The sequence below is a fragment of the Psychrobacter sp. SHUES1 genome (genome assembly GCF_001652315.1).
Lineage (GTDB): Bacteria > Pseudomonadota > Gammaproteobacteria > Pseudomonadales > Moraxellaceae > Psychrobacter > Psychrobacter faecalis.
This window is the reverse complement of sequence record NZ_LXWA01000014.1, coordinates 47,228-70,616: the sequence shown is the minus strand read 5'-3', so window position 1 is coordinate 70,616 and position 23,389 is coordinate 47,228. Positions and strand designations below refer to the sequence as shown.

25 protein-coding genes are annotated in these 23,389 nt (G+C 44.3%); 14 read left to right on the top strand and 11 right to left on the bottom strand.

The window, feature by feature from the left end:
- The 5 genes from A7325_RS13330 to rplS all read left to right on the top strand — a co-directional run.
- Positions 1-240, top strand: a 240-nt coding sequence (locus A7325_RS13330; RefSeq protein WP_264753686.1) for an IS1 family transposase, incomplete at its 5' end; no start/stop codon positions are given.
- A gap of 382 nt (positions 241-622) precedes the next feature.
- A complete protein-coding gene (gene rpsP, locus A7325_RS00705) occupies positions 623-892 on the top strand; it encodes a 30S ribosomal protein S16 (protein ID WP_068403757.1) in 270 nt (89 codons plus the stop codon).
- Between the two features lie 212 nt (positions 893-1,104).
- Entirely contained in the window at positions 1,105-1,638 is a 534-nt protein-coding gene (gene rimM / locus A7325_RS00700; protein WP_068403756.1) for a ribosome maturation factor RimM, read from the top strand.
- 62 nt (positions 1,639-1,700) lie between these two features.
- Positions 1,701-2,465, top strand: a complete 765-nt coding sequence (gene trmD / locus A7325_RS00695) for a tRNA (guanosine(37)-N1)-methyltransferase TrmD (RefSeq protein WP_068403754.1) — start codon at positions 1,701-1,703, stop codon at positions 2,463-2,465.
- Positions 2,466-2,670: 205 nt separating this feature from the next.
- Positions 2,671-3,093, top strand: coding sequence for a 50S ribosomal protein L19 (gene rplS / locus A7325_RS00690; RefSeq protein ID WP_068403752.1), 423 nt, complete (start codon positions 2,671-2,673; stop codon positions 3,091-3,093).
- Positions 3,094-3,341: 248 nt separating this feature from the next.
- Here rplS and A7325_RS00685 read toward each other — a convergent pair whose 3' ends face one another.
- A complete protein-coding gene (locus A7325_RS00685) occupies positions 3,342-3,899 on the bottom strand; it encodes a DUF4442 domain-containing protein (RefSeq protein WP_068403750.1) in 558 nt (185 codons plus the stop codon).
- 425 nt (positions 3,900-4,324) lie between these two features.
- On the opposite strand from A7325_RS00685, the gene A7325_RS00680 reads away from it, so the two are divergent.
- Together A7325_RS00680 and uvrC are read left to right on the top strand one after the other, a co-directional pair.
- Complete coding sequence (locus A7325_RS00680) at positions 4,325-5,848, top strand: DUF3360 family protein (protein ID WP_068403748.1); 1,524 nt, start codon at positions 4,325-4,327, stop codon at positions 5,846-5,848.
- A 186-nt stretch (positions 5,849-6,034) separates the two neighbouring features.
- Positions 6,035-7,879, top strand: a complete 1,845-nt coding sequence (gene uvrC, locus A7325_RS00675; RefSeq protein ID WP_068403747.1) for an excinuclease ABC subunit UvrC — start codon at positions 6,035-6,037, stop codon at positions 7,877-7,879.
- Positions 7,880-7,989: 110 nt separating this feature from the next.
- On the opposite strand, the gene A7325_RS00670 is transcribed toward uvrC, so the two are convergent.
- From A7325_RS00670 to lgt, 3 genes are all read right to left on the bottom strand, one after another.
- A complete protein-coding gene (locus A7325_RS00670; protein WP_068403745.1) occupies positions 7,990-8,562 on the bottom strand; it encodes a dihydrofolate reductase in 573 nt (190 codons plus the stop codon).
- A gap of 35 nt (positions 8,563-8,597) precedes the next feature.
- Entirely contained in the window at positions 8,598-9,470 is an 873-nt protein-coding gene (locus A7325_RS00665) for a thymidylate synthase (RefSeq protein WP_068403743.1), read from the bottom strand.
- Positions 9,471-9,612: 142 nt separating this feature from the next.
- On the bottom strand, positions 9,613-10,497 hold the full coding sequence (lgt, locus tag A7325_RS00660; RefSeq protein ID WP_068403741.1) for a prolipoprotein diacylglyceryl transferase: 885 nt from the start codon (positions 10,495-10,497) through the stop codon (positions 9,613-9,615).
- A 180-nt stretch (positions 10,498-10,677) separates the two neighbouring features.
- Here lgt and A7325_RS00655 point away from each other — a divergent pair, with 180 nt between their 5' ends.
- Both A7325_RS00655 and A7325_RS00650 read left to right on the top strand, forming a co-directional pair.
- Positions 10,678-12,288 carry a DUF4139 domain-containing protein gene (locus A7325_RS00655; RefSeq protein ID WP_082894229.1) on the top strand — a complete coding sequence of 537 codons (1,611 nt, stop codon included), beginning with the start codon at positions 10,678-10,680 and terminating at the stop codon, positions 12,286-12,288.
- Positions 12,289-12,323: 35 nt separating this feature from the next.
- Positions 12,324-13,142: an NRDE family protein gene (locus A7325_RS00650; protein ID WP_068403738.1), complete on the top strand. Its 819-nt coding sequence runs from the start codon at positions 12,324-12,326 to the stop codon at positions 13,140-13,142.
- 63 nt (positions 13,143-13,205) lie between these two features.
- Here the strand turns inward: A7325_RS00650 and A7325_RS00645 are convergent, their stop codons facing one another.
- Entirely contained in the window at positions 13,206-13,727 is a 522-nt protein-coding gene (locus tag A7325_RS00645) for an RNA pyrophosphohydrolase (protein WP_068403735.1), read from the bottom strand.
- A gap of 550 nt (positions 13,728-14,277) precedes the next feature.
- On the opposite strand from A7325_RS00645, the gene A7325_RS00640 reads away from it, so the two are divergent.
- Together A7325_RS00640 and A7325_RS00635 are read left to right on the top strand one after the other, a co-directional pair.
- Positions 14,278-14,691, top strand: coding sequence for an OsmC family protein (locus A7325_RS00640; protein WP_068403733.1), 414 nt, complete (start codon positions 14,278-14,280; stop codon positions 14,689-14,691).
- 14 nt (positions 14,692-14,705) lie between these two features.
- Positions 14,706-15,131 (top strand): MAPEG family protein, encoded by a 426-nt coding sequence (locus A7325_RS00635; RefSeq protein ID WP_068403731.1) that lies wholly within the window; start codon positions 14,706-14,708, stop codon positions 15,129-15,131.
- 70 nt (positions 15,132-15,201) lie between these two features.
- On the opposite strand, the gene A7325_RS00630 is transcribed toward A7325_RS00635, so the two are convergent.
- The 6 genes from A7325_RS00630 to hisIE form a co-directional block, all read right to left on the bottom strand.
- Positions 15,202-16,224: a tRNA dihydrouridine synthase gene (locus tag A7325_RS00630; protein ID WP_068403729.1), complete on the bottom strand. Its 1,023-nt coding sequence runs from the start codon at positions 16,222-16,224 to the stop codon at positions 15,202-15,204.
- A 66-nt stretch (positions 16,225-16,290) separates the two neighbouring features.
- Positions 16,291-17,790 (bottom strand): UvrD-helicase domain-containing protein, encoded by a 1,500-nt coding sequence (locus tag A7325_RS00625; protein ID WP_068403727.1) that lies wholly within the window; start codon positions 17,788-17,790, stop codon positions 16,291-16,293.
- Positions 17,791-18,029: 239 nt separating this feature from the next.
- On the bottom strand, positions 18,030-18,908 hold the full coding sequence (gene tatC, locus A7325_RS00620) for a twin-arginine translocase subunit TatC (protein WP_068403725.1): 879 nt from the start codon (positions 18,906-18,908) through the stop codon (positions 18,030-18,032).
- Positions 18,908-19,624 (bottom strand): Sec-independent protein translocase protein TatB, encoded by a 717-nt coding sequence (gene tatB, locus A7325_RS00615; RefSeq protein WP_068403723.1) that lies wholly within the window; start codon positions 19,622-19,624, stop codon positions 18,908-18,910. The genes tatC and tatB overlap by 1 nt, the downstream gene beginning before the upstream one ends.
- Before the next feature lie 25 nt (positions 19,625-19,649).
- On the bottom strand, positions 19,650-19,889 hold the full coding sequence (gene tatA / locus A7325_RS00610; RefSeq protein ID WP_068403721.1) for a Sec-independent protein translocase subunit TatA: 240 nt from the start codon (positions 19,887-19,889) through the stop codon (positions 19,650-19,652).
- Between the two features lie 189 nt (positions 19,890-20,078).
- Positions 20,079-20,927, bottom strand: coding sequence for a bifunctional phosphoribosyl-AMP cyclohydrolase/phosphoribosyl-ATP diphosphatase HisIE (gene hisIE, locus A7325_RS00605; RefSeq protein WP_068403719.1), 849 nt, complete (start codon positions 20,925-20,927; stop codon positions 20,079-20,081).
- 357 nt (positions 20,928-21,284) lie between these two features.
- Here hisIE and rpmI point away from each other — a divergent pair, with 357 nt between their 5' ends.
- The 3 genes from rpmI to pheS all read left to right on the top strand — a co-directional run bounded on the left by rpmI (position 21,285) and on the right by pheS (position 23,355).
- Complete coding sequence (gene rpmI / locus A7325_RS00600) at positions 21,285-21,482, top strand: 50S ribosomal protein L35 (RefSeq protein WP_011281253.1); 198 nt, start codon at positions 21,285-21,287, stop codon at positions 21,480-21,482.
- 131 nt (positions 21,483-21,613) lie between these two features.
- Positions 21,614-21,970, top strand: coding sequence for a 50S ribosomal protein L20 (gene rplT / locus A7325_RS00595; RefSeq protein ID WP_058369591.1), 357 nt, complete (start codon positions 21,614-21,616; stop codon positions 21,968-21,970).
- A 329-nt stretch (positions 21,971-22,299) separates the two neighbouring features.
- Positions 22,300-23,355 carry a phenylalanine--tRNA ligase subunit alpha gene (pheS, locus tag A7325_RS00590; protein WP_068403765.1) on the top strand — a complete coding sequence of 352 codons (1,056 nt, stop codon included), beginning with the start codon at positions 22,300-22,302 and terminating at the stop codon, positions 23,353-23,355.
- Positions 23,356-23,389: the final 34 nt, after the last annotated feature.

The window sequence follows — 23,389 nt, the reverse complement described above, 5'->3', positions numbered from 1 at the left end:
CTGAAAGTCAGCTATGGCTCTATCAGTATGGATAACTGGGACAGTTTTATAACCGCCTTTAAATTTGACCACAAACGAATTGGCAAACAGCACACCATAGGTATAGAAGGTAATAACTGTCGCCTTAGACACCGATTGCGACGAGCCGTTCGAAAGACCTGTTGTTTCTCTAAGAAGCTCGATAATCACTTCAAAGTGTTTGATATGGTGTTCTTTTACATCAATTATGGTTACGTCTGATGCCGGCATACTTTTTAGAACACCACCAGGTATTTTTATTGAATGTCTATATAAATTAAATATCTAGATAAAAAGTAACTCGCTGTATGCGCGCTTACAAGCTTATGTTTTATGGATTTCTATCACTGCTATTGTTGGTAGCATAGCATAATCAAATAGTAAGACAGGTTGCTTTACGATAGTCAATTTGCAAGAAGACCCAGACCTGAAATAGCATTCTGCCGCTATAAATTAACAAGATATTTTGAATTGTATTTTACATGCTTTGCCATTTAAGCTATTGTTAATAAATAATTAAATAAGCACGGTTTATGTTTTCAATAAAATAAGACTGTGCTATAATTATGCCCTTTTTGGTATACCTGCGAAAGAGAGAATTCACATGGTTGTTATTCGTTTAGCACGGGGCGGTGCCAAGAAACGCCCATTTTATCAAGTAGTTGTTGCTGATCAACGCCGCGCGCGTGACGGTCGTTACATTGAAAACATTGGCTTTTTTAACCCGCTCGCTAAAGAGTCTGAAGAAGCAGTACGCCTAAACATGGAAGCGTACGATGCGTGGATCGCTAAAGGTGCACAACCTTCAGATCGCGTTGCTTCATTAGCAAAAGCTTATAACAAGTCTGCCGCTCAAACTGAAGCAACTGCTTAAGTTTGTACCGTCACTGAGGCGCTGATAGCTGGTCTATGGCAGTCTCAACAGACTTTAGAAAACATAGCGTAACTGGTTTGACCAGGGTGCGCCATTAACTGTTTATTACTTTTGATTGCGCTTAGCGCTGTTGATTGAGCTGTATTTACCCTTGTTCTTTAGTCATTGCTTTATCTATCATTGTTGTTTTAGTCCTCGTTAGGTTAGCCGTTATGTCATCTGTTCCAAACGCTAGTGCACTTATGAAAATCGGCCAGCTAAAAAAGCCTTATGGCATTAAAGGCTGGCTGTGGGTATTTAGTGACACGGATGATCGCACGGCAATCTTTGACATGCAGCCTTGGTGGATGAAAACTGCTACTGGCATGAAGCCTTTAACTGTAAAGGCGTGGCGCGAGCAAGGGACGGGCATTGTCGCTCAATTTGAACAAGTCCCTGATCGTAACGTTGCAGAGACCATGAATGGCGTGACCATTTGGGTTGAGCAAAACGTTTTGCCAGAAACCGGTGAAGACGAATATTATTGGTCAGATTTGGTTGGCCTGCGCGTGATAAACGAGCAGGACGAAAACTTAGGCGATATTACTGAAATGTTTGAAACCGGAGCCCATGACATCATGCGTGTCGCGGCAACGTCAGACAGTTTAGATGCCGAGGAGCGCCTGATACCTTGGCATAAGCAAACGGTGATTGAGGTCGATTTGGCTGAGAAAACCGTGCTTGTGGCATGGCAAAGTGATTATTAATCGTAATTTCTTTTGATTGATAAAAACGTCATTCACGCAGTGTTTATGCAAGTAGAGATCTGATGTATTTTGCCGTGATTAGTATTTTCCCTGAAATGTTTGCCACGATTCGTGAGTTTGGAATCACGGGACGGGCAGTCACTCAGGAGCAAGTCACGATTGAATGCATCAATCCACGTGATTATACCACGGATAATTATCGCCGTATTGATGAGCGCCCGTATGGTGGCGGCCCTGGCATGGTGATGATGGCTGAGCCATTATCCCAAGCGATTGAGGATGCCCGCCTGCGTGCCCGTCAGCACGGTTGCCGTGTCGACAGTGCGCACTGTCCGGTGATTTATATGTCACCACAAGGACAGACGCTGAGCGAGAGTAGGGTGGTCAGCATGACTGAGTATGACGGCATGATTTTATTATGTGGTCGTTACGAAGGTATTGATGAGCGCTTACTGACGCAGTATGTCGATATGGAAATATCACTTGGTGATTATGTGTTGACCGGTGGCGAGCTACCAGCAATGGTGCTCATGGATAGTGTGATACGTCGTCTGCCTGATATTATGGGTGATGATAAATCCGCTGAGCAAGACTCGTTTGTCGATGGTTTGCTTGATTGTCCGCACTATACCAAGCCGCATGAATTTGCTGGGTTGGCGGTCCCTGAAGTTCTACTTTCAGGTCATCATAGCAATATCGCTAAGTGGCGCTTTAGCCAACAGGTCGAACGTACGCAAGCGCGGCGTCCAGATTTATGGCAAGCGTTTACGCCAACGGTCGAGCAAGCAAAGTGGCTCAAAGCATTGGCAAAAGCAGATAAAAAATAGCGTTAATAGCGGTTAAAAACATAAACAGTTAAGCAATAATATTTTGAGCAACAATAAAACGTGTCATAGCATCATGGCCGTTGGTCATAACCCATTTACGTTGTAGTTATTATTAATCCAAGATATTAATAATAGCTATGATTCATTATTACAAACAGGTGATATGCGTCAAGCCTCTATTATCTAATGTGAGGAGATAACTCTCATGAGCAACAAGCATCCATTGGTTCAGGTCATCGAAAATGCGCAATTGATTGAGCGCCCAAGCTTTGCACCCGGCGATACCGTTGTGGTTCAAGTAAAAGTACGTGAAGGTGAGCGTGAGCGTTTACAGGCTTTTGAAGGCGTTGTAATTGCTAAGCGTAACCGCGGTCTAAACTCAGCGTTTACCGTACGTAAAATCTCAAGCGGTGTTGGTGTAGAACGTGCATTCCAATTGCATTCACCAATCATTGATAGCATCGAAGTGAAACGCCGTGGCGCAGTTCGCCGTGCGAAACTATACTACTTACGTGAGCGTTCTGGTAAATCAGCCCGTATCCGCGAAAAACTTGGTGCTCGTCCAGCTGCAAACAAAAAAACTGACGCTGGCGTACCTAAAGCAGTTGATACTGCTCCTGGTATTTAAGAACCAGTTTGCTTTGCTGCGCTTAGTCGTCTGATTGGACGCTTGATGCTTGGCAAGGCGAAAGTAGATACAAGCCCTTATTCATAGGTTTATTTATAAATAAGCGGGCCATACCAAAAAAGACAAAACCCCAATCTGTGCTTATGCCAGATTGGGGTTTTTGTTTCTGCCGCTTTTATTTAGGCTTTAATTGCTGCTTTCATGCTGTTTTCATTAAAGATTTGCGTGACATGTTGGCTTTCAATGTTTTAGGTCTCAATATTGTCTACGCGGCTGGTTTGGTCTTTAGACTTACTGTACTTACGCAGTCGAATATAAAGAGTCTTAGTAACAGTAGCGACGACTTTTTGTTGCTCATCGACGATATCGACGCTGTATTCACGAAAGACGGGCTCGCCATCCTTTGCCAACTCTTGAATAGCGATTACTTCAGCACTGCTAACCTTGATCCTTGCGGTGACTTTGCTCTTACCCGGCGCGATAAATTCAATATGTGAGCTTTTATCCCATACTACGTAGCTGCTGCCCAATTGGTGCATAAGCATCAGCATATAAAACGGATCTACCATCGAGTATAAGCTGCCCCCAAACTGGGTGCCGACGATGTTTTTGTTTAAATTATTTAAGCCCATGCTGACCACGCATAAACCTTGATCTAAATTCATGTGTTCAATCTTGATACCAGCGCCGATGTAGGGCGCATAAGTGTTGATACGCAGTTTAAGCAAGTAGGGCGTCAGTAATGGCATGATATTTTTTTTCGCGTTACGTTTAAGCGTTTCAAGTCTTTTAGGCAGTAAATTCATCAATATTTCCTATTCCCTTTTTAGATATTGCTAGTCTGATGGTATGAGTTATTTTTATTGTATTAAGTTAAGTATGACTGCAAGGATTGTTGCTTATAAGGTAAGTTTTCAAGCAATGAGTCATAAAAAGATATTTATCATAGTGAAAAACCATGAAGCTCGCCAGTTTTAAAGCGTAACGAAACGGCAAATGCGACGATAAAGCCATTATCTTGTTTGCATTCATTACCATTTTCTAAGTGTGAACGATTGAGTCATAAAAAATATTTTTCATAACGATGCGGGTAGTATCTTTTAATGGCGAAAGTCTCGCATTATCTTTAACGATGTCTTACAATAGCGGGATTTTGTTTTGGGCGGTTTAATATTTACTCGATATTAGGATAATAACGCCGCTCAAACCTCAGTTGACATAAGGAAATGTGATGAGTGGTACACAGCTTCCCACCTCAGGGCGCAACCCGCAGCAACCAATCTCTTCTGATAATGACGATTTGCAAAGCAGCTATGTAGAGTTACATAAGCCCAGCGCTAGCTTTAAAAATCGTAATGCCTACCTCAATCATGAACTGCAAATCATGCAACCAAAACGTTGGCGTGCTAATTTGCCGTTCCGCGATTATCGTTTTGAGTATGAAGATACGATTCCGGCAATGGCAGCGACCATCGGTAAAGTGGTGATGGTGGGCGCCATTGCTGCAACCTTTGCTGGTCCGCTTGGTTTGGGCGATGCCTTTGTGCTAGAAAACGTGCGTTATGAATTGCTTATCGTGGCATTTTTTGTGATTTTATTCTCAGGCTTCCTGCTACCGACTGCTAACCTTGCTGGTACGCACGGCCCACTGATTCCACTGATTCCTATCGTCGTTGCCGCGGGTGGTCATCCGATGGCCTTTGGTCTACTAATCGGTGCTTTTGGTTTGCTACTTGCCATTAGTAAAGGCGGCAGTCTGCTAGCGAACTTGACCAGTAAAGGCGTGTGCGGCGGCCTACTGCTGTATTTGGGCTTTATCGGCACCACCTCCCAAGTCAAAAACCTATTTGCTTGGGCAGAGGGCATTGGCATGTCACATATTGCCTTTGTGGTGATTCTACTGACGATTATCTTATATGCACTATTAGAGAATTATCAAAAACGCTGGCTTGCAGTGCCACTCAGTTGTTTGTTAGGTGGCGGTGTTGCCTTTGCGATGGGCGCGCCTTTTACCTTTAAAACCGCACCCGGCCTACCAAATATGAATCCAATGTATTGGTGGGGCGAAAATACTGGTTGGATGTTAGGCTTGCCGACTGTCGAAAGCTTTATCGTGGTGTTGCCATTTGCGGTGTTGGCCGTTGCTATGTGGTCGCCGGATTTTTTAGGTCATCAAGTCTTTCAAAAAATAAGCTATCCAAAACGTACTGAGCGCGTGCTGATGGATATTGATGATACCATGACCAGCGCCTCTATTCGTCAGGTGGCAGGCTCTGTGCTTGGCGGTGCTAACTTCGCTTCTTCATGGGGCACCTATATTGTACCAGCGGCAATTGCGAAGCGTCCTATTCCAGCCGGTGCGGTATTAACGGGATTATTCTGTATTATTGCTGGTGTTTGGGGTTACCCCATGGATTTAGCCATTTGGGAGCCGGTAATGTGTGTGGCATTGATTGTTGGTGTCTTTATCCCGCTACTTGAAGCGGGCATGGAGATGACCCGCGAAGGTAAAACCACGCAGTCTGCGGCGATTGTCGTCTTTGCTTCTGCCTTGGTCAATCCAGCCTTTGGTTGGTCGATTACTTTGGTACTGGATAACTTAGGCTTGATTGGTTCAAAAGAGCGCAGTGCCAGCTTAACAAAAATGAGTCGCTGGATTATTCCTGTGGTGACCTTTGTCATTTTAACCACAGTGATGGCTATCGTCGGCATGTTGCCCGGTATTCCAGCGCTTTTGCCAAACTTCCGTCACTAGATTTTTAACGTTTTCCATAAAAAGCCAGCCTCGATGCTGGCTTTTTTTATGACTTTGGTTAAGCCAATTTTAGGCTTGCAAAATGCCCGCTGTTGCCCCATAAATATGATATTACTTACGTTTTTACAGTGTGCTGTTTTTACTCTGTACTAACGTTAAAGCCCTAATTTAAGAGTCAAAAATTCTATGGTCAATGTCTCCGCATCGAGTCCCGTCGACGATAAAAAAGCCCGCCTAAAGCATTTAATCCAGCGCCTGCCAAATCTGCCAGGGGTGTATAAAATGCTGGGTAAAAATGGCGATATTCTCTATGTTGGCAAAGCCAAATCGCTGAAAAGTCGTGTCAACAGTTACTTTGCTAAGACCATTGACCATCCAAAAACGCGGGCATTGGTGGCGCGGATTCATAATATCGAAACCATTATTACTCGTAGCGAAACTGAGGCGCTATTACTCGAGCAAAACCTGATTAAAGAGCATCGTCCGCCTTATAATGTGTTACTGCGCGATGATAAATCTTACCTTTATGTGTTTATCTCAGCGGATAAGCCCTATCCAAGATTGGCTTATGGGCGCGGTAAGGGCAATCATCAAAAAGGTCGTTTTTTTGGGCCGTTTCCGTCGGCACATGCGGCGAAAGAGACGTTGGTGCTGATGCAAAAAATGTTCCAGATGCGCCAATGTACCAATACTTTTTTTAAACAGCGTAAGCGCCCGTGCCTTGAGTATCAGATTAAGCGTTGCCGTGCGCCCTGCGTGGGTTTGGTATCGCCAGAAGAATACGCCGAGGACGTCAATAATACCATTCGATTTTTAAAAGGTGATTCGAGTGACATTCATCAGACGTTAATTAAAAAAATGGAGAGCGCAGCGGAAGCCTTAGACTTTGAAAAGGCGGTCTTTTATCGTGATCAGCTCTCTATGCTGCGCGAAGTCCAAGCGAAGCAAGCCGTCTATACCGTAGAAGGTGAGGCGGATGTGATTGCGATTGCCAGTCAGGCGGGCATGACCTGTGTCAATGTGCTGACTGTGCGCGGCGGGCGTGTGCTTGGCGGTAAAAACTATTTTCCCGATATCGATAGCAGTGAGCCACTTGCCGATAATTTATCGGCATTTATTACTTCGTTTTATTTTCAAGTAACCGATGATTTGCCAGCTGAGATTATACTCAGCCATGAGCTGCCGGATCAAACAGCTGTTAGTGAAGCATTGATAACCCACTTTGGCAGTAAGACGGTCATTAAAACCAACGTTCGCGAGCACCGCGCTGAATGGTTAGATTTGGCCAAACTCAATGCCAATAATGCCCTAAAAACCAAGCTCGGCGATTATCTAGAATTGCATGCCCGCTTTGGGGCACTGAAAGACGTTTTAGCTGATGTCACCGATAGAACCATTGACCGTATCGAGTGTTTTGATATCTCGCATACCATGGGCGAGGCGACCATCGGTAGCTGCGTGGTCTTTGACCAAGGTGGTTCGCGTCGCCGTGATTATCGTCAGTATGCGATTCATGATATTCAAGGTGGTGATGACTATGCGGCGATGAAGCAAGTGCTGACGCGGCGTTATAAGAAGCAGCCATTGCCGGATTTATTGCTGATTGATGGTGGTAAAGGTCAACTTGGTATTGCTAAAGAAGTACTCACAGAGTTGGGAATTCTTAATGATACGTTGCTCATTAGTGTAGCAAAGGGTGAAGGGCGTAAAGCAGGCTTGGAAGTATTGCACTTTATCGATCATGAGCCGCTTGATTTGCCGATGGATAGCAAAGCGCTGCATTTATTGATGCATATTCGCGATGAAGCGCATCGGTTTGCTATTACCGCGCACCGTAAAAAGCGCGATAAACGCCGTTCCTCATCGGTGCTAGAAGTCATACCGGGGCTGGGTGAAAAGCGTCGCCGTGACCTGCTTAATCACTTTGGCGGTATGCAGCAATTGCTTGGTGCGTCGCAGCAAGAGCTGGCTGGCGTGCAGGGGATTGGTCCGGTATTAGCGAAAACGATTTATAAAGTGCTGCATGAGTAGTTTAAGCAGTATGGGGTAAATTTAAGTTTGTGCTCATAAAGCCCAACAATAAAAAAAGCTGTCTTAGAATTATCTAGGACAGCTTTTTTTATTTTAATAAACTACAATTATTATTCGGTATTTTCCCTTTTATAAGTCACAAACCTAAAATCTAAGCCACTTTTTTCATCGTGTTTTTGCTCAGATTCTGCTGCGGCTACAAACTCATTTGGCAGTTCGGGATAAAAGGCATCGCCATCTTTAATATCAGTATCGACATGCGTCAGCTCGATGCGGTCGGTATACATCATCGCCTCACTAAAGACCCGCTCGCCGCCAATCACCCAAATGGTATCAAGGTGCGCACCATGAGCAAGGCTGGCCGCTTGTGTCAGCGCATCGTCTAAATTATGCATCACATACGCTTTTTCACTACCGACCAAGTTATTTTGCTCTGCGTAGTCTAGTTGGGTCGTGATAATAAAGCTGATACGTTTTGGTAGCGGCTTGCTGCCCATCGACTCAAAGGTTTTACGACCCATGATGACGATACCTTGTATCGTGCCGTCACTTTGTTTGGTCGTCATATTTTTGAAATGCTGCAAGTCAGCTGAGATATGCCACGGCAGATCATTCCCTTTGCCGATACAGCGATTGCGACTGATAGCCGCGATTTGGGCAACTTCGGTATTGGCATAGCTCATAACCTATCCTTTTTATGGTCTTTTAAAAGTAAAGTTTAAACAGCAACCTTGGCTTTAATAGCTGGATGCGACTCATAACCTTCAACGCTGATATCGTCAAAGCTAAAGGCAAAAATATCTTTGATGTCAGGGTTTAGGGTTAAGGTTGGTAGCTCATATAGCGAGCGCGTCAACTGCAATTCAACTTGCTCACGATGGTTTTGGTAAATATGACAATCGCCGCCCGTCCAAACAAATTCGCCGACTTCTAAACCGCATACTTGCGCCACCATATGGGTAAGCAAAGCGTAGCTAGCGATATTAAATGGCACACCGAGGAATAAATCCGCTGAGCGCTGATAAAGCTGGCAGGACAGTTTATTGTCTGCGACAAAGAACTGAAATAAGGTATGGCAAGGCGGCAGGGCAACTTGATCGGCTTCCTTTGGATTCCAACCAGAGACGATTAAGCGGCGCGAGTTGGGATTGGTCTTTATTTGTTCAATCACGTCAGTGATTTGATCGACGCCATCGTTCTCATAACTGCCGTCTTTCCGCTTGGTGGCGCCATAATTGCGCCATTGATGACCATAAATGGGACCCAAGTCGCCAGCAGGACGGTTAAAGCGCGCGGTTTGGTCAGCGGTCGCCCATTCGTTCCAGATACGCACGTTATTTTCTTGCAGATAATCAACGTGGGTACTGCCACTTAAAAACCAAAAGAGCTCATAAACGATCGATTTAAAATGGACTTTTTTGGTGGTTAATAAGGGAAATCCATCGGCTAAGTCAAAACGTAGCTGCGCACCAAAGTGGCTTAGCGTACCAGTGCCAGTACGATCGCCTTTTTCAGTGCCATTCGTCATGACATGTTTTAGCAAGTCTAAATAGGCTTGCTCATTTTTACTGTTATGGTAACTACTGGTCATAAAGGTACTCTTTTACGCTGTTAAAACGTTTCTTTAAATTATTTCTTAAAATACAGTTTTTAAAAACATCATTATTAAAAATCTGGTCCTTAATATCATGCTCACTATAGTCTTTAATAGGGTAGTGGATACTCAATAAGGCTTAATAAGCCGACTGCTTACCCCAATCATAGATGCCACGCTTATAAGCATAAATCAGCATGATGAGACCAATAATAATCATTGGCGCGCTCAGTATTTGGCCTTTGGTCATCCAGCCGAGTAAAATAAATCCTTGGTCAACATCTGGCTGACGGAAGAATTCGATGATAAAGCGGCTAATACCGTAACCTAATAAAAATAAGGCAGAGACGGCCATACGTGGACGCGGCTTTGAGGAATACCACCATAAAAAGATAAAGAGCAGCAGACCTTCAGCTAGGGCTTCGTAGAGCTGTGATGGGTGACGCGGCAATAAATACTGCCCATTGACCTCAAGCATTAGCGATTGTAATTCAGGGTTGGTTTGTAATTGCTGCGCATCAAATGCTGCGGCTTGTGGGAAGTAAGTCAGCCAATTATAGCCACCGTCTGAAACGCGTCCCCAAAGCTCGCCGTTGATGTAGTTGCCGATACGCCCAAACAGCAGACCCGTTGGTACACAGGGAATAATAAAATCGAGCACCTGAAAAGGGGTCTTTTTATATTTACGGGCAAAATATAACATGCCTAACAAAACACCAATCATGCCGCCGTGAAACGACATGCCGCCTTCCCATACCCTAAACAGATACGCAGGATTTTGTAGCAATTCACCAAATTGATAAAACAATACATAGCCGATACGGCCACCCAAAATGACACCAAGGGCACCAAAAAAGACCAAATCAGACACCATATCGGTGGTCCAGCCATCGCGTTTGCTACTGCGATACCATGCAAGACCATAAGCGGCGGCAAAGGCCAATAAGTACATTAAACCATACCAGTGCACTTCTACTGGCCCCAAGGACAGCGCTACGGGGTCGAACTGAGGATGAATCATCATAAAGGCATCATATTATTGATAATGGAATGTGGCCCATAATAGCAAAATTCATCCGTTGCGAATACTATGATAAGTTTATCAATATATAAATGGATAAGGGAATGGCACATGGAATCAATAGCAAATCGGAGCAAAAACCGATAAGATGAAAAAAAGTGCTTCAATTTCTAAGGAATCCTTATGCAGTTGCCTTTACCAACATTATCCTTGCTCGGCATCATGGCTTCAAGTTTGACGCTATGGATTCCTATTAATGCCCAAGCAGCGCTGAGTAATATTGAAAATATTACTATTTATCAAGGCTTAGCCAGCGTCACACGTACCTTGCCAATCAATGGCAGTGGCGAGCAAACGCTGGTCTTTTCTTGTTTATCGCCGAACATTGACGCTGATAGCATTAGCGTACAAGCACTAGGTAATGTTAATGTCGGTGAAGTCAGTATCGAAACCTTGAGCGCTGAGCAAGCGGCGCAATGTCAATATGGCCAATATCAAGGCGACGCCAAAGTACAAGTCCAGAAAAACACTCTTGCCGATATCAGCGCTGAATTAGAAGCAGCACGCTTAACCAAAGCCTATCTGCAAAATTTGACCAAAGTGACGCAAATTAATACGGCTGGCACATTGGCCAATAACGCCCGTGATTTAGAGACACAAGCGGCCAATATTAATAAAAAGATTGTCGAGCTACAGCAGCGCGAGGCACAAGCGAAAGATGCGCTCAATCAGCTGCTGGCGGGTAGTACGACCTCAAAACAGAATAGCGTGACCCAAGTTAGTGTTCGCACCGCCAGTCGCACGCCAAGTACGGTTAAACTGCATTATCAAGTGCGCGGCGCCAGTTGGGAGCCGACCTATCAAGCGCGCTTAAATACCGACAGTAAGCAGCTGAATATTACCGCTTCTGCCATCATCGCTCAACAAACTGGCGAGAATTGGAACAACGTGCCTGTTATTTTAAGTAGCGTAAATCCCAATCAAACGACTACCAGTCAGCTGCCACGCGTTGAGCGCTTGTCATTATATGAAGAGCAGCAACAAGCCAAATTGTCTCGTTATGCAGCGCCGATGATGGAGATGGAAGCGTCTCCTGTGCTCGTCGTAGATAGTGATAGCTATAGCGGTACTGGAAATATGCCGCCGCTACCGAGCTTTGCGGTAAGCAGCCAAAACAAAAACGGCATCACCGAATATCGCTTGCCGCAGCGGGTCAGTATTCCTAGTGATGGTCGGCGCGTACGTACGGTCATCGATGAGCAGTCTGGCACTAGCAAACTTTGGCTACGCAGCACACCAAGTGCCGAGACCGCCGCTTATTGGTATGCATCCGCGCCATTCTTGACGCCTACTTGGGCAGATGGCTCACTGCAGCTATATCGCGATAATAACTATGTCGGACAGTCGCGCTATAATTATCAAACCCTAAAAGAGCAGGGTATTGGCTTCGGTATTGATCCAAGTTTGCTGGTCAAGCAGCTGACCGACGAGAATAAACAAGGTGATAGAGGCGTATTTAACCGTCAGCAAACTAAAACCATTACTCAGGCCTATCAATTTACCAATCAGCACAATCGCAGCGTGCGCTTGCAGGTGTTAAGTGCTGAGCCGGTGAGCAGCGACGATAGTATTAAAGTCATGGCGGCGCATATCCCAGCGATTAGCCAAAAAGACTGGAATGATAGTAAAGGGATGGTCGCTTGGGAGTTTGATTTGCCAAGTAAGCAATCACAAGTGCTGCAATCAACATATCAAATCAGCTACCCTGCTGATAAAAAGCTGAATACCAACTAAGCGCTAATAATTTAATATTTATATCAAGGAAAACTATGTGTATCGTCGCCATTGCTTGGCAGTTATTTGATGAGTTGCCGTTGGTTTTACTGTCCAACCGTGATGAGTTTTTACAGCGTCCAACAGATCCGCTGCATCAATGGGAGGATAAGCCTATTTATGCAGGGCGCGATAAGCAAAGTGGCGGCACATGGCTTGGCATACATCAACAGCAACAGGGCGATTTTTACGAGCAAAACGGACGTTGGGCGGCGGTATTAAATTTTCGTGATGGCGTACAAGCAAGTAATGACGAACGCTCACGTGGCGAATTGGTCACCGATTTTTTGACCAGCACTTTAAACCCATTGGAATTTGCTCGGCAAATCAGTTTGCAAGATTACGCAGGTTTTAACCTTGTTATTGGCGATACGGCGCAAGCGGTCATTGTCAATAATCGTGGTCATGCACCGACGCCGTTATATACAGGATTGTACGTAATATCCAATGGTCAGCAAGAAGAAGCGTGGTTTAAAACCGAACGCCTACGCGGTCGGTTACGCCAAGAGGTGTTGCCATTGATTAGCGAGAACAGCGCCCTTGACTACTGGCAAGCAGCGGCGTTTGCCGTGATGTCGGATAACACGCCAGCGCCAGAAAATAAATTACCCGAAACAGGTGTCGCTAAGCAGATTGAGCGCGCACTGTCCTCTATTTATATTGAGTCTGCTGATTTGAGTAGTATGAATAAAACAGCCATGCCAAGCTATGGAACGCGGACGCAAAGTATTTTAACCTTACGTAAAGAAGATAGGACAGACAAAAAAATCAAAGCAGCGCTTATTAGCCGTGAATGCCAGCATAGGCAAATTTAATATAAAAAAATTCCCCTATGAATAATAGCTATCAATAGGGGAATTTGTTTTCTGTTTGAATACTTATTCCACCAACAAATGGTTGTTTTGTTCTGGAATAATCAGTTCTTGTTTAAGCGGTAGTTCGCGCACCAATTCTTGCAAGGCGCGACGATATACCCCGCGTTTAAAATGAATCACTTGTCCGAGTGGATACCAGTAGCTGACCCATTGCCAATGGTCAAATTCTGGTTTACCCTCATCAAAGCGGATATGTTGAGTATTCGGCTCATCTAAGCGCAGCAAAAACCATTTTTGTTTTTGCCCAATACACAAAGGATACTGCCCATGACGCACATAGCGTTTTGGCAAACGATAACGCAACCAATCTTGCGTGACCGCCAGTAGATCCACATGACGCGGATGTAAACCGACCTCTTCCCAGAGCTCGCGATACATCGCATCCATCGGCGTCTCCCCGCGGTCGATGCCGCCTTGAGGGAACTGCCAAGCGTTGTGACCAATACGTTTTGCCCACAGAACTTGCCCTTGTGTATTTGCCAAGATGATGCCGACATTGGCGCGAAAGCCGTCTGCATCTATCATGACTAAACCCTTTTAAATTATTTAAAAATAGCTTATTTCGACAAGGTACAACGACAGCAATCATAGTTATTATAGGGTGATGACCATCAGTACTATGACAAAATAAGATTCATTACCGTTATTAAACCAAGAAACAACCAAAATGTGTAACAGTATTTTGCTATAAAATGTTTCACAAGATTAATACTTTAAAATCAATCAGTTATAAGCACACTTTTGTTAGTAAATTCCGCGGATTTTTTTAATAATGATAAGTCGCGGTAACGATAGGTGTATAAATACTTAAATATCGAATATTATTGTTAAAGCATAAATAAGGTAGCAGTTTATAAAAGGTAAGCAAGAAAAGGCAAACAAGGAAAGGGCGTCATAAAACTGGTTTTTGCTTATGCTACACTAACAAAAGACAGTGTTTTTTAAAAAGAGATTGTATTTCAAAAAATAAGAAACCGTTACTATTCAAATGAAAATTCATGTCAAATTAAAAAGCATATGAATTAAGAAGCATGCGCATTCAAAATCGTAGTAATTAAAACAAGGAATATCTAAGATGTCAGAGTCAAAAGCAAGCGTCACGTGGCAAGAAAATAAAGCCTTTATGGGCGTATCGCCATCAGGACATAACGTCCAAATCGATGCTGATAAAGAAAAGGGCGCCAGTCCTATGGAGCTAATTTTATTAGGACTTGGTGGCTGTGCCAGCTACGATGTGGTGGCAATTTTACAAAAGTCGCGCCAACAAGTGACCGACGTACGTTGTGAGCTGACCGCTCAGCGGGCTGAGACTATTCCAGCAGTTTATACTGACATTCATATGCATTTCATCGTGACCGGACAAGAAGTCAAAGAAAGCCAAGTAGAAAAAGCCATCAAACTGTCGGCCGAAAAATATTGCTCAGCCAGCCGGATGCTGGTGCAGGGCGGCGTCAATGTGACTCACGATTTTGAAGTGATTGCAGGATAGGGGCAAGTATACTGATGAGTCTATTCTTTGGGTTGATTCCCGATAGTGCCGCAGCGGCTATTTGGGCGATGGTGGTGGCAAGTCTGCTGCCACTGGCGATGGCGCTGACAGCAAAAGCGCTTGGCGGTTTTAATTTGGCTGACAATGCCCATCCGCGTGATTTCTTACAAGGGACGACGGGAGCTGCCGCGCGGGCCAATGCTGCCCAGCAAAACAGTTATGAAACCTTGCCTATATTTTTGGCAGCAATGTTGGTTGCGATGCTGTTTTTTGTACCGCAATTAATTATTAATACCATCGCTTGGCTATATGTGCTGATTCGTATTGGGTTTTGCGTGGCTTATATTACCAATTTAGCCACCTTTCGCTCTATTCTTTGGGTGCTTTCGATGGCTTGCTCATTGATGTTATTTTACTTAGCAATTCGGGTCAGTTTTTAGCTTATTGCTGCTGTAAGTCTTTGATATTCTAATTTTTAACACCTTCACAATATCGCTCATAAAGCGCTGATTATTCGCATGTGCTATTTTGCAGCGCCGCGATAATCACCGCTTTATTTTTTTCTCGTTTGATACTTTCCCACAAGGTTTGCGCCTCAGAGTAACCCTTGGTTAGCATACCAAGCCACTGTTTATAACGTCCAACCAACACCACATCGTTTTTCGCCGCACCCTCTAAAAACTTAATCTGATGGGTAATTAAATCTTGCCATGCTAAGGCTGTCAGTGTTTTTGTGTCATTATTATCGGCATCAATCTTGGCAATCAAATCAGGACGGGTGACGGCGCCGCGACCAAGCATCAGATGCTGGGTTCCTGACTGTCCCATACAGTTTTGTGCGTGCTCACTATTCCAAATCTCACCATTGGCAATCACTGGTATAGCAAGCGTATTAAAATTTTGGATTTTATCCCAATAAGCGGGAGGCTTATAGCCTTGGGTTTTGGTACGCGCATGAATGGTTAACCAATCAGCGCCGCTCGCAGCAATCGCTGCTTTGATATCATCCATGCGACTCGTATCGGTATAGCCCAAGCGAATCTTTGCGGATACGGGAAGATGAGCGGGTACGGCTCGGCGTACGGCGCTGATAATCTCATGCATCACCTCAGGCTCATCAAGTAGCACCGAACCACCACGATGGCTGTTAACCGTTTTAGCCGGACAACCAAAGTTGATATCAATCGCAGGCGCACCAAGCTCGGCAGCATAAGCGGCATTTTCTGCCATCAATTGCGCGTCACTACCAAGTAGCTGAATATGAATCGGTGTACCAGATATGGTTTTGGCATCATGATGCAACTCTGGCACGTATTTATAAAAAACGTGTGCTGGCAAGACAGTTTGGGTGACGCGAATAAACTCACTGACCGACCAATCATAAGGACGACCCAAGTCTGACGCAATTTGGGTGAGGATTTGGCGCATCAATGGATCGGTCAAACCTTCCATAGGCGCAAGCAGGCGAACAGGATTGGCAAATAATTGCTGTATGGTGTTTTGGCGTGCTTGAAGTTGTTGATTATGATTCATGATCGGATAGTCAATATTATGAAATGAGGTTGGCAAAGGCGATGAGGTGAGAGATAGACGGGCAGATTAAGTATTACCAAAAATGACCTTTTTGCCTGTCTGCAATCCTGATACCAAGTCTTTAATATTATGAATATCTAAATTGCTTTGCGCGCGCGTACACGCAACGTAGAGCAGACGCAGCTCTTCTGGGCTAATCTTGACCGCATTGGTGGTCACGTCATAATAGAAATCATCATCGAGCTGCACTTTGCCCCACTCAAGCCCTTTGGCTTTATGCGCGGTTGAGATGACATAATCAGCATTTTCGATACGGGTTAGGCTGTTAACTGCCTGCGTCAACACATTGGTACCATGGTCATCGACCAACTTCACCAAGGTTTTAAGGTCGCTGCCTTCATTGGTTTCAGAGTATTCTTGGACGTCACTCCAATTATAAAAATACGCCAGTTCGGGTACACCATACGCCGATTTGCCATTTTTTAAGTTTTCGGCTGCCTGACAAAATTTAAGCATACGATCAGTATCGGCTTGCAGAGCAACTCGATGACCAAGTTTTAAGCCCGTCAGCAATTGCGACATTGCCGCCGCATTGGTACGGCAAAGAATGGCATCTTTTTTACTATGCACCATGCCTTTTTCGGTAGACGATTGCTTATTAGGATTGCCTTTTAATGGTACGTCTTCTTGTAAAGCTTTAAGCAAGGTATTGGCAATCTCGGCAATTGGTTCGCCAAAACGAAACGATTGGGTCAATAAAGTTTGCGGCAACGGCAGTTTTTTCATCGCATTGACCGCGCCGCGCCACTCATAAATCTGCTGATGGGCGTCGCCGACATAAATCACCTGCCGTGGCTGCTGAGTCAAAATCCCCATCATCAATGGATCGGCATCTTGTGCTTCATCAAATAAGATAAAGTCCGCAGGAATGCTCGGCTTCGATAATGCCCACAATTTAAGATAAATATCATGGCCGATACCAGCCGGATGGCGCGCATCAATCGACTGTAACCAGCGCTGCTCAACGGCAGGGTAGAGGATTTCGCGCAATTGCTCGCTATCTGATTCATCAAGCCAGCTTGGAAATTCAAGATGCCTTGGGGCAGGATAGCTGGCATGAGTGCTACAAAAATTGCTCACCGCATCACTGACAAATCGCGACAAGCGCGCTGGCGTGAGGGTAATATATTTATTCACCCCATCCATTTGCCGACGCACTTGCACGGGTTGTAAGCCTAAATCATCACCCAAACGCTTGGGTGAAAACCTTGGTAATGACAATTTAGCGGTAATATCACGTGGTACGTGACGGTAGGCCAGTGAGTGAAACGTCCGACAATCGACGTGACCGGGGAATTTTTGCCGCGCATCGTTGGCAATGGCTTTGTTAAACGCTAAATATAAACCGCGACCGCGCAGACGCTCACCAATTAATTTGAGCGTTGTGGTTTTCCCTGCACCTGCATAGGCAACCACTTTAAATGACTTGTGATCCATCGCCATGTTTAGTGCGTTCAGCTGCTCATCAGTGGGATCGCTCATATAAGCTGGCATCGATGCGGACATAATAAAGCTACCTAAAAACTAGAATGGGGTCAAAATTGGCGGCGGTAAAAAAGCCACTGCATAAACAATGGCTGACGGCTGATAATAACGGTGATAGTGAGAGACTCATTAATAATGAGGGTAGTACTGAGCGACTTAAATAAGAAAGCTATTTAAATAAGAAAGCTATTTAAATAAGAAAGTTATATTAACAGATTAGCGTGTTGGCTGCTTTTTGAATAAGTGCCTGATAAGTAAAGTTATTCTTTCTTCAACTCTATATCGTCTGTCAAAGTCAGTTTGCGTTCTTCTTTGATTAAGACTTTCGCTAAAAACAACCCTAGCTCAAACAATAACCACATAGGAATGGCGAGCATCAACATTGATACGCCATCAGGCGGTGTAACGACCGCTGCAACGGCAAAACAGCCGACGATAATATAGCGGCGTTTATCTTCTAGACTCTGAATGGAGACGACACCCGCCAATATCAATAGTAAAGTCACCACTGGAATCTCAAAGGTAAGCCCAAATACCATGAATAATTTGAGCGCGAAGCTTAAATAACTGTCGATATCTGTCATCGGCAAGACGTTTTGCGGCGCAAACATGATAAAGAACTTAAGCACGCCTTTTAACACAATAAAATAAGCAAACGCTACGCCCGCATAAAATAAAAATATCGAAGACATCAGTACAGGAATAGCGACTTTTTTCTCTTTTTTATACAAACCAGGCGCGACAAACGACCAAATTTGATACAAGATATAGGGCATTGCCAAAAATGCCGCCACAAAGATACTCAGACGTATCGGCGCCATAAAGTTGGAAGTGATATCGGTCGCAATCATCGTTGAGTTGGCGGGCAACTGGGCAACCAGTGGGTCGGATAAAAAGTCATAGAGCTCGCGTGAAAATCCGACCAAGGCCAAAAATATCACCAGTACCGCGACGCATATCTTGATCAGATGTCGGCGTAGTTCAATCAAATGCTCAGTAATCGGCATATCAGCCATTGAGCTTAAGATATCACCAGAGTCATCATGCGCAGCGGCATCTGTGGCCGCATCTGTAATAGCATCGATGTCTGTAGCCGTTACTTTTTCTTGACGGCTTTTTTTACGCTTAAATAAACCCACTAATCATTCTCCTGCTGCTTGGCAGAAGCCTGCTGAACTGATGACTCTTTAATCGATGGTTTGTTTAAATGGTTATTTAATAACGTATCGGCTTTATAATTGGGCAGGTAGGGCGGCTGCGGCAGACGTCTTGCTTTATCATAAGCGCCAAGACGAAACCACATGTTTTCCCACGGTTTGGTGATGGCGGTTTGGATCTTTTGATGGGTATTGTCGTTGAAATCAGTTTTCAGATTAGCATCATTATTTGAGTTTCGTAATTCTAATAGTTCAGGCGCTGTTAATTTTTTATCGGAGTCATAGCGGTCATAAGCGTAGTCAAATTCTTTTGGCGTTACTAATGAATGATCGTCTTTCTCATGGTCGATTTTATCGCTATCACTATCCACTTTAGCAGTATTAACTCGATGCGCAGCTTTAAGATGCTGGTTTTGCGAGGATTCAAATTCTTGCAGACTGCCGCGCATCTCTGCCATCTCACGGCGCATTTCAGCTTCAGTTTCACGAATTTTAGCCAGCTCTTTTTGCATTTGCTGCCGCGTCTCTGCCAAGTCAAGTTCCGCTTCGATTTCAGACTGCAACGTCGTGACGGTTCGGCGAATTTTGGCATACCACTGCCCAGCCGTACGCGCCGCTTGGGGCAGTTTTTCTGGCCCCAAAACGATTAAGGCGATGACGCCAAAAAGCAGTAATTCTGAAAATCCAATATCAAACATAATGTCCCAATGCCACTATTAAATGCTATACATTATGCTTGTCATCAACCTTAGTGGTTGTTCGCTCTTCAGTGTGCGCATTGCCATCATGGTCAAGCACAACTTGTTTTTTGGTATGTTCGGTATTTTCATCTTTAACGGCGTCTTTAAAACCTTTGACCGCGCCGCCCAAATCTTTACCGGCATTTCTTAGCTTGGAGGTGCCAAATACCACCACCACCACCACCAATAAAATCAGCCAATGCGTAATGGAAAAACTACCCATGATGCTATCCTTCTGTCTTGGTTTTCAGTCTTTATAGGAATACGTTGAGTGTATAGAATATTGCTGTCGTACACAAAAGCTATCGACAGCTTATGAGAAGTAACATGTCACACTATTATAACCTGCCGTTATGACAAAAAGGTGAAAGCAACAATAATCAAACAGGGTAATGGCTAAGCTTAAAAAACGCTAGCGCGCTGCTTTTTCATCAATACCTGACAGACCAAAACGTCGGCCTAGCTCATTTAATACCGCTTCTGATTCTATATCAAACCATGCCAAGCCCACTAAAGTATGGAACCAAACATCAGCGACCTCATAGATCAGCTCGTGACGCGCTTCGTCATACTGGGCTTTGTCGCTATTTTCATCACAATTGGCTAAGTCTTTGGCCGCGATGATGCTCTCGGTACTTTCTTCACCGACTTTTTCTAATATTTTATTTAAACCCTTGGCATATAAGCTGGCTACATATGAGCTGTCAGCATCCGCTTGTTTGCGCTCGGCCAATACTTTATCAAGCTGCTGCAAAATAGAATGAGTGGTAGCAAGGTTGTTATTTTGATGGGTGTCTGCATGGTCTATATCTTCCGCAGTCGCTTCATTAATTTCAGGCGTGGCTTTTGCAGCGGCGTTTGTCTGATAAATCTCTGCAGGATCTTTTAATACTTTATCGACTGTTTGCCATTCAGGTGTTTGCCCTGACAAATCCAAACGCTGATAAAAACAAGACTCACGGCCAGTATGACAAGCAATACCACCGGCTTGAGTGACGCTAAGGACAATCACATCGGCGTCGCAATCTAGACGAATATCATGCACGCGCTGGGTATGCCCAGAAGATTCGCCTTTATGCCATAACTTGCCACGCGAACGCGAAAAGTACACCGCCGTCTGCGTTTGCGCGGTTAATTGTAAGGATTCGGCGTTCATCCACGCCATCATCAAAATACGCCCTGACACATAATCTTGTGCAATTGCAGGAATCAAACCATCAGCATTAAAGTTTACGGCAGCAAGCCAAGCAGGTAAAGTCATAATCTATCAGTCGTCTTATAAAAGAAATGAGAAAGGGGTAAACGGTATTAAAGAAAGTAGTAAAAATAGCGCTCAATCTCTACTTAAACACAGCTACCGCTGACATTCAATATGTTAACGCAGGAAATAAAGCGCAATTATAACAGCAGCACGTTTTTGCGCGTAGTGTATTTCATAGTAACTAACGCACCCTATAAAGTAGCGATTAAAACTTTCCTTGGCAAAACAGCGTACTATCTGCTAAAATAGCGCCTCCCACCTCGAGGCAAATAGCCGTTTAGTGCTTGTTTTTAAAGCGACTATTCGTTTTTACTATTTGACGACCAGGTTCTATCAAAGACAAAGAGGCAAATCATCATGAAAGTTAAGATGAAAACCAGAAGCGGCGCCGCTAAACGCTTCAAAAAAACAGCGAACGGTTTTAAGCGTAAACAAGCATTCAAAAGCCATATCTTGACCAAGAAATCAGCTAAGCGTATTCGCCAGTTGCGCGGTCTAAAGATGGTGGACAAGTCTGACGAAGCAGCAGTTCGTCGTATGTGCCCATACATCTAATAGCCTATCGTCATTTAGCTTTAATTTATTAAAAATATTTGACTTTGCAATTTGATAACGATGTCTATTAATCAATTATTTGATGACATCGTGATTCGTTTAATAATGATTAAAAAATCTTGGAGTAATTTATGGCCCGTGTAAAACGTGGTGTACAGGCAAATCGCCGTCACAAAAAAATCTTAAAGCGCGCAAAAGGCTACTACGGCGCTCGTTCACGTGTTTATCGCGTAGCTGTACAAGCAGTGACCAAAGCTGGTCAGTATGCATATCGTGACCGTCGCAACAAAAAACGTACTTTCCGTCGTCTTTGGATTGCACGTATCAATGCTGGTGCACGCTTAAACGGCTTAAGCTATAGCCGCCTTATCAACGGCTTGAAAAAAGCAAACATTGCTATCGATCGTCGCGTACTTGCTGACATCGCTATGCATGATGCAGCGACTTTCACCGCCTTAGTTGAAAAAGCAAAAGCGGAATTAGCCTAAATATTAACTATCCTTTAAGTATTCCGCTTTTTTGAGTGTTTGCTTAAATGGATAGCAATAATATTGATTAATAGTACGATATTAATAAAAGCTACCGCTGGTCGGTGGCTTTTTTTATATTAAATTATTTTACAGCCAATTTTACACCGCAAAAATGTAAAACGTTTTTAGTAAAGTTGCACTTTTTATTGTCTAAATATTCAAGCCATTTATATCACACGCCTTTGGTTGAAAATGAGTGGGTAAATGGTTTGCAATATTTGGTCAAATCCCTACAATTATAAATCACTATTATTAATAGTCCGTTTAAATCAGGAAGAATGCGTCTTATGACTACCCCTGCTGCTACCACCGATTTGTCGGCGCTACCGACCTTGTCCACCGAGCTCAGCGAGTTAAACGAAGCCCAGTTAAATGAGTTTGCCAGTGCTGCTGAAGCGTTAGTTCTACAAGTAACCGATGTGCGCGCCCTGCAAGATTTACGTGTGCAACTGACCGGTAAAAAGAGCCCATTAACCGGCTGGTCAAAGCAGATGGGTAAGCTTGGCAGCGATGATAAAAAAACTTACGGCGGCTGGTTACATCAAGTGCGTAGCCGCATTCAAGATGCGTTGACCGCGCAGCAGCAAGAGCTAGAAGTGGCGGCATTAAACGCCAAGCTTGCCAGCGAGAGCATTGATATCACCTTGCCTGCGCGCGGTGGTCAAAAAGGCCATTTGCATCCCGTGACCATGATTACCCAGCGTATGCAGCAGTATTTTATCCAAGCGGGTTTTAATGTTGCGACCGGCCCTGAAGTTGAGAGCGATTACTATAATTTTGAAGCGCTAAATATCCCATCGCATCATCCAGCCCGTGCGATGCATGATACCTTCTATTTTGATGCGCATTATTTACTGCGTACTCATACCAGCCCCGTGCAAATTCGCACCATGGAAAAGAATGAGCCGCCGATTCGTATTATTTGCCCAGGCCGCGTCTATCGTAATGACTCAGATCAAACCCATTCGCCGATGTTCCATCAGCTAGAAGGCTTGATGGTTACTGAGTCGAGCACCTTTGCCGAGCTAAAAGGCTTGATTAGTGAATTCTTAGAAGCATTTTTTGCCAAAGAGCTGACCGTGCGTTTCCGTCCCTCATTCTTCCCATTTACCGAGCCTTCTGCTGAAGTCGATATTCTCGATGATAATGGTAAATGGCTTGAGGTCATGGGCTGCGGCATGGTACACCCACAGGTGCTGACCAATTGCGGTATTGATAGCGAAAAATACACCGGCTTTGCTTTTGGCATGGGTATTGAGCGCTTTGCCATGCTGTACTACGGTATCGATGATTTGCGCCTGTTTTTCCAAAACGACGTACGCTTCTTAAAACAGTTTGGCTAGATGGTCGTTATTAATACGTCACCCTTTATTCTAA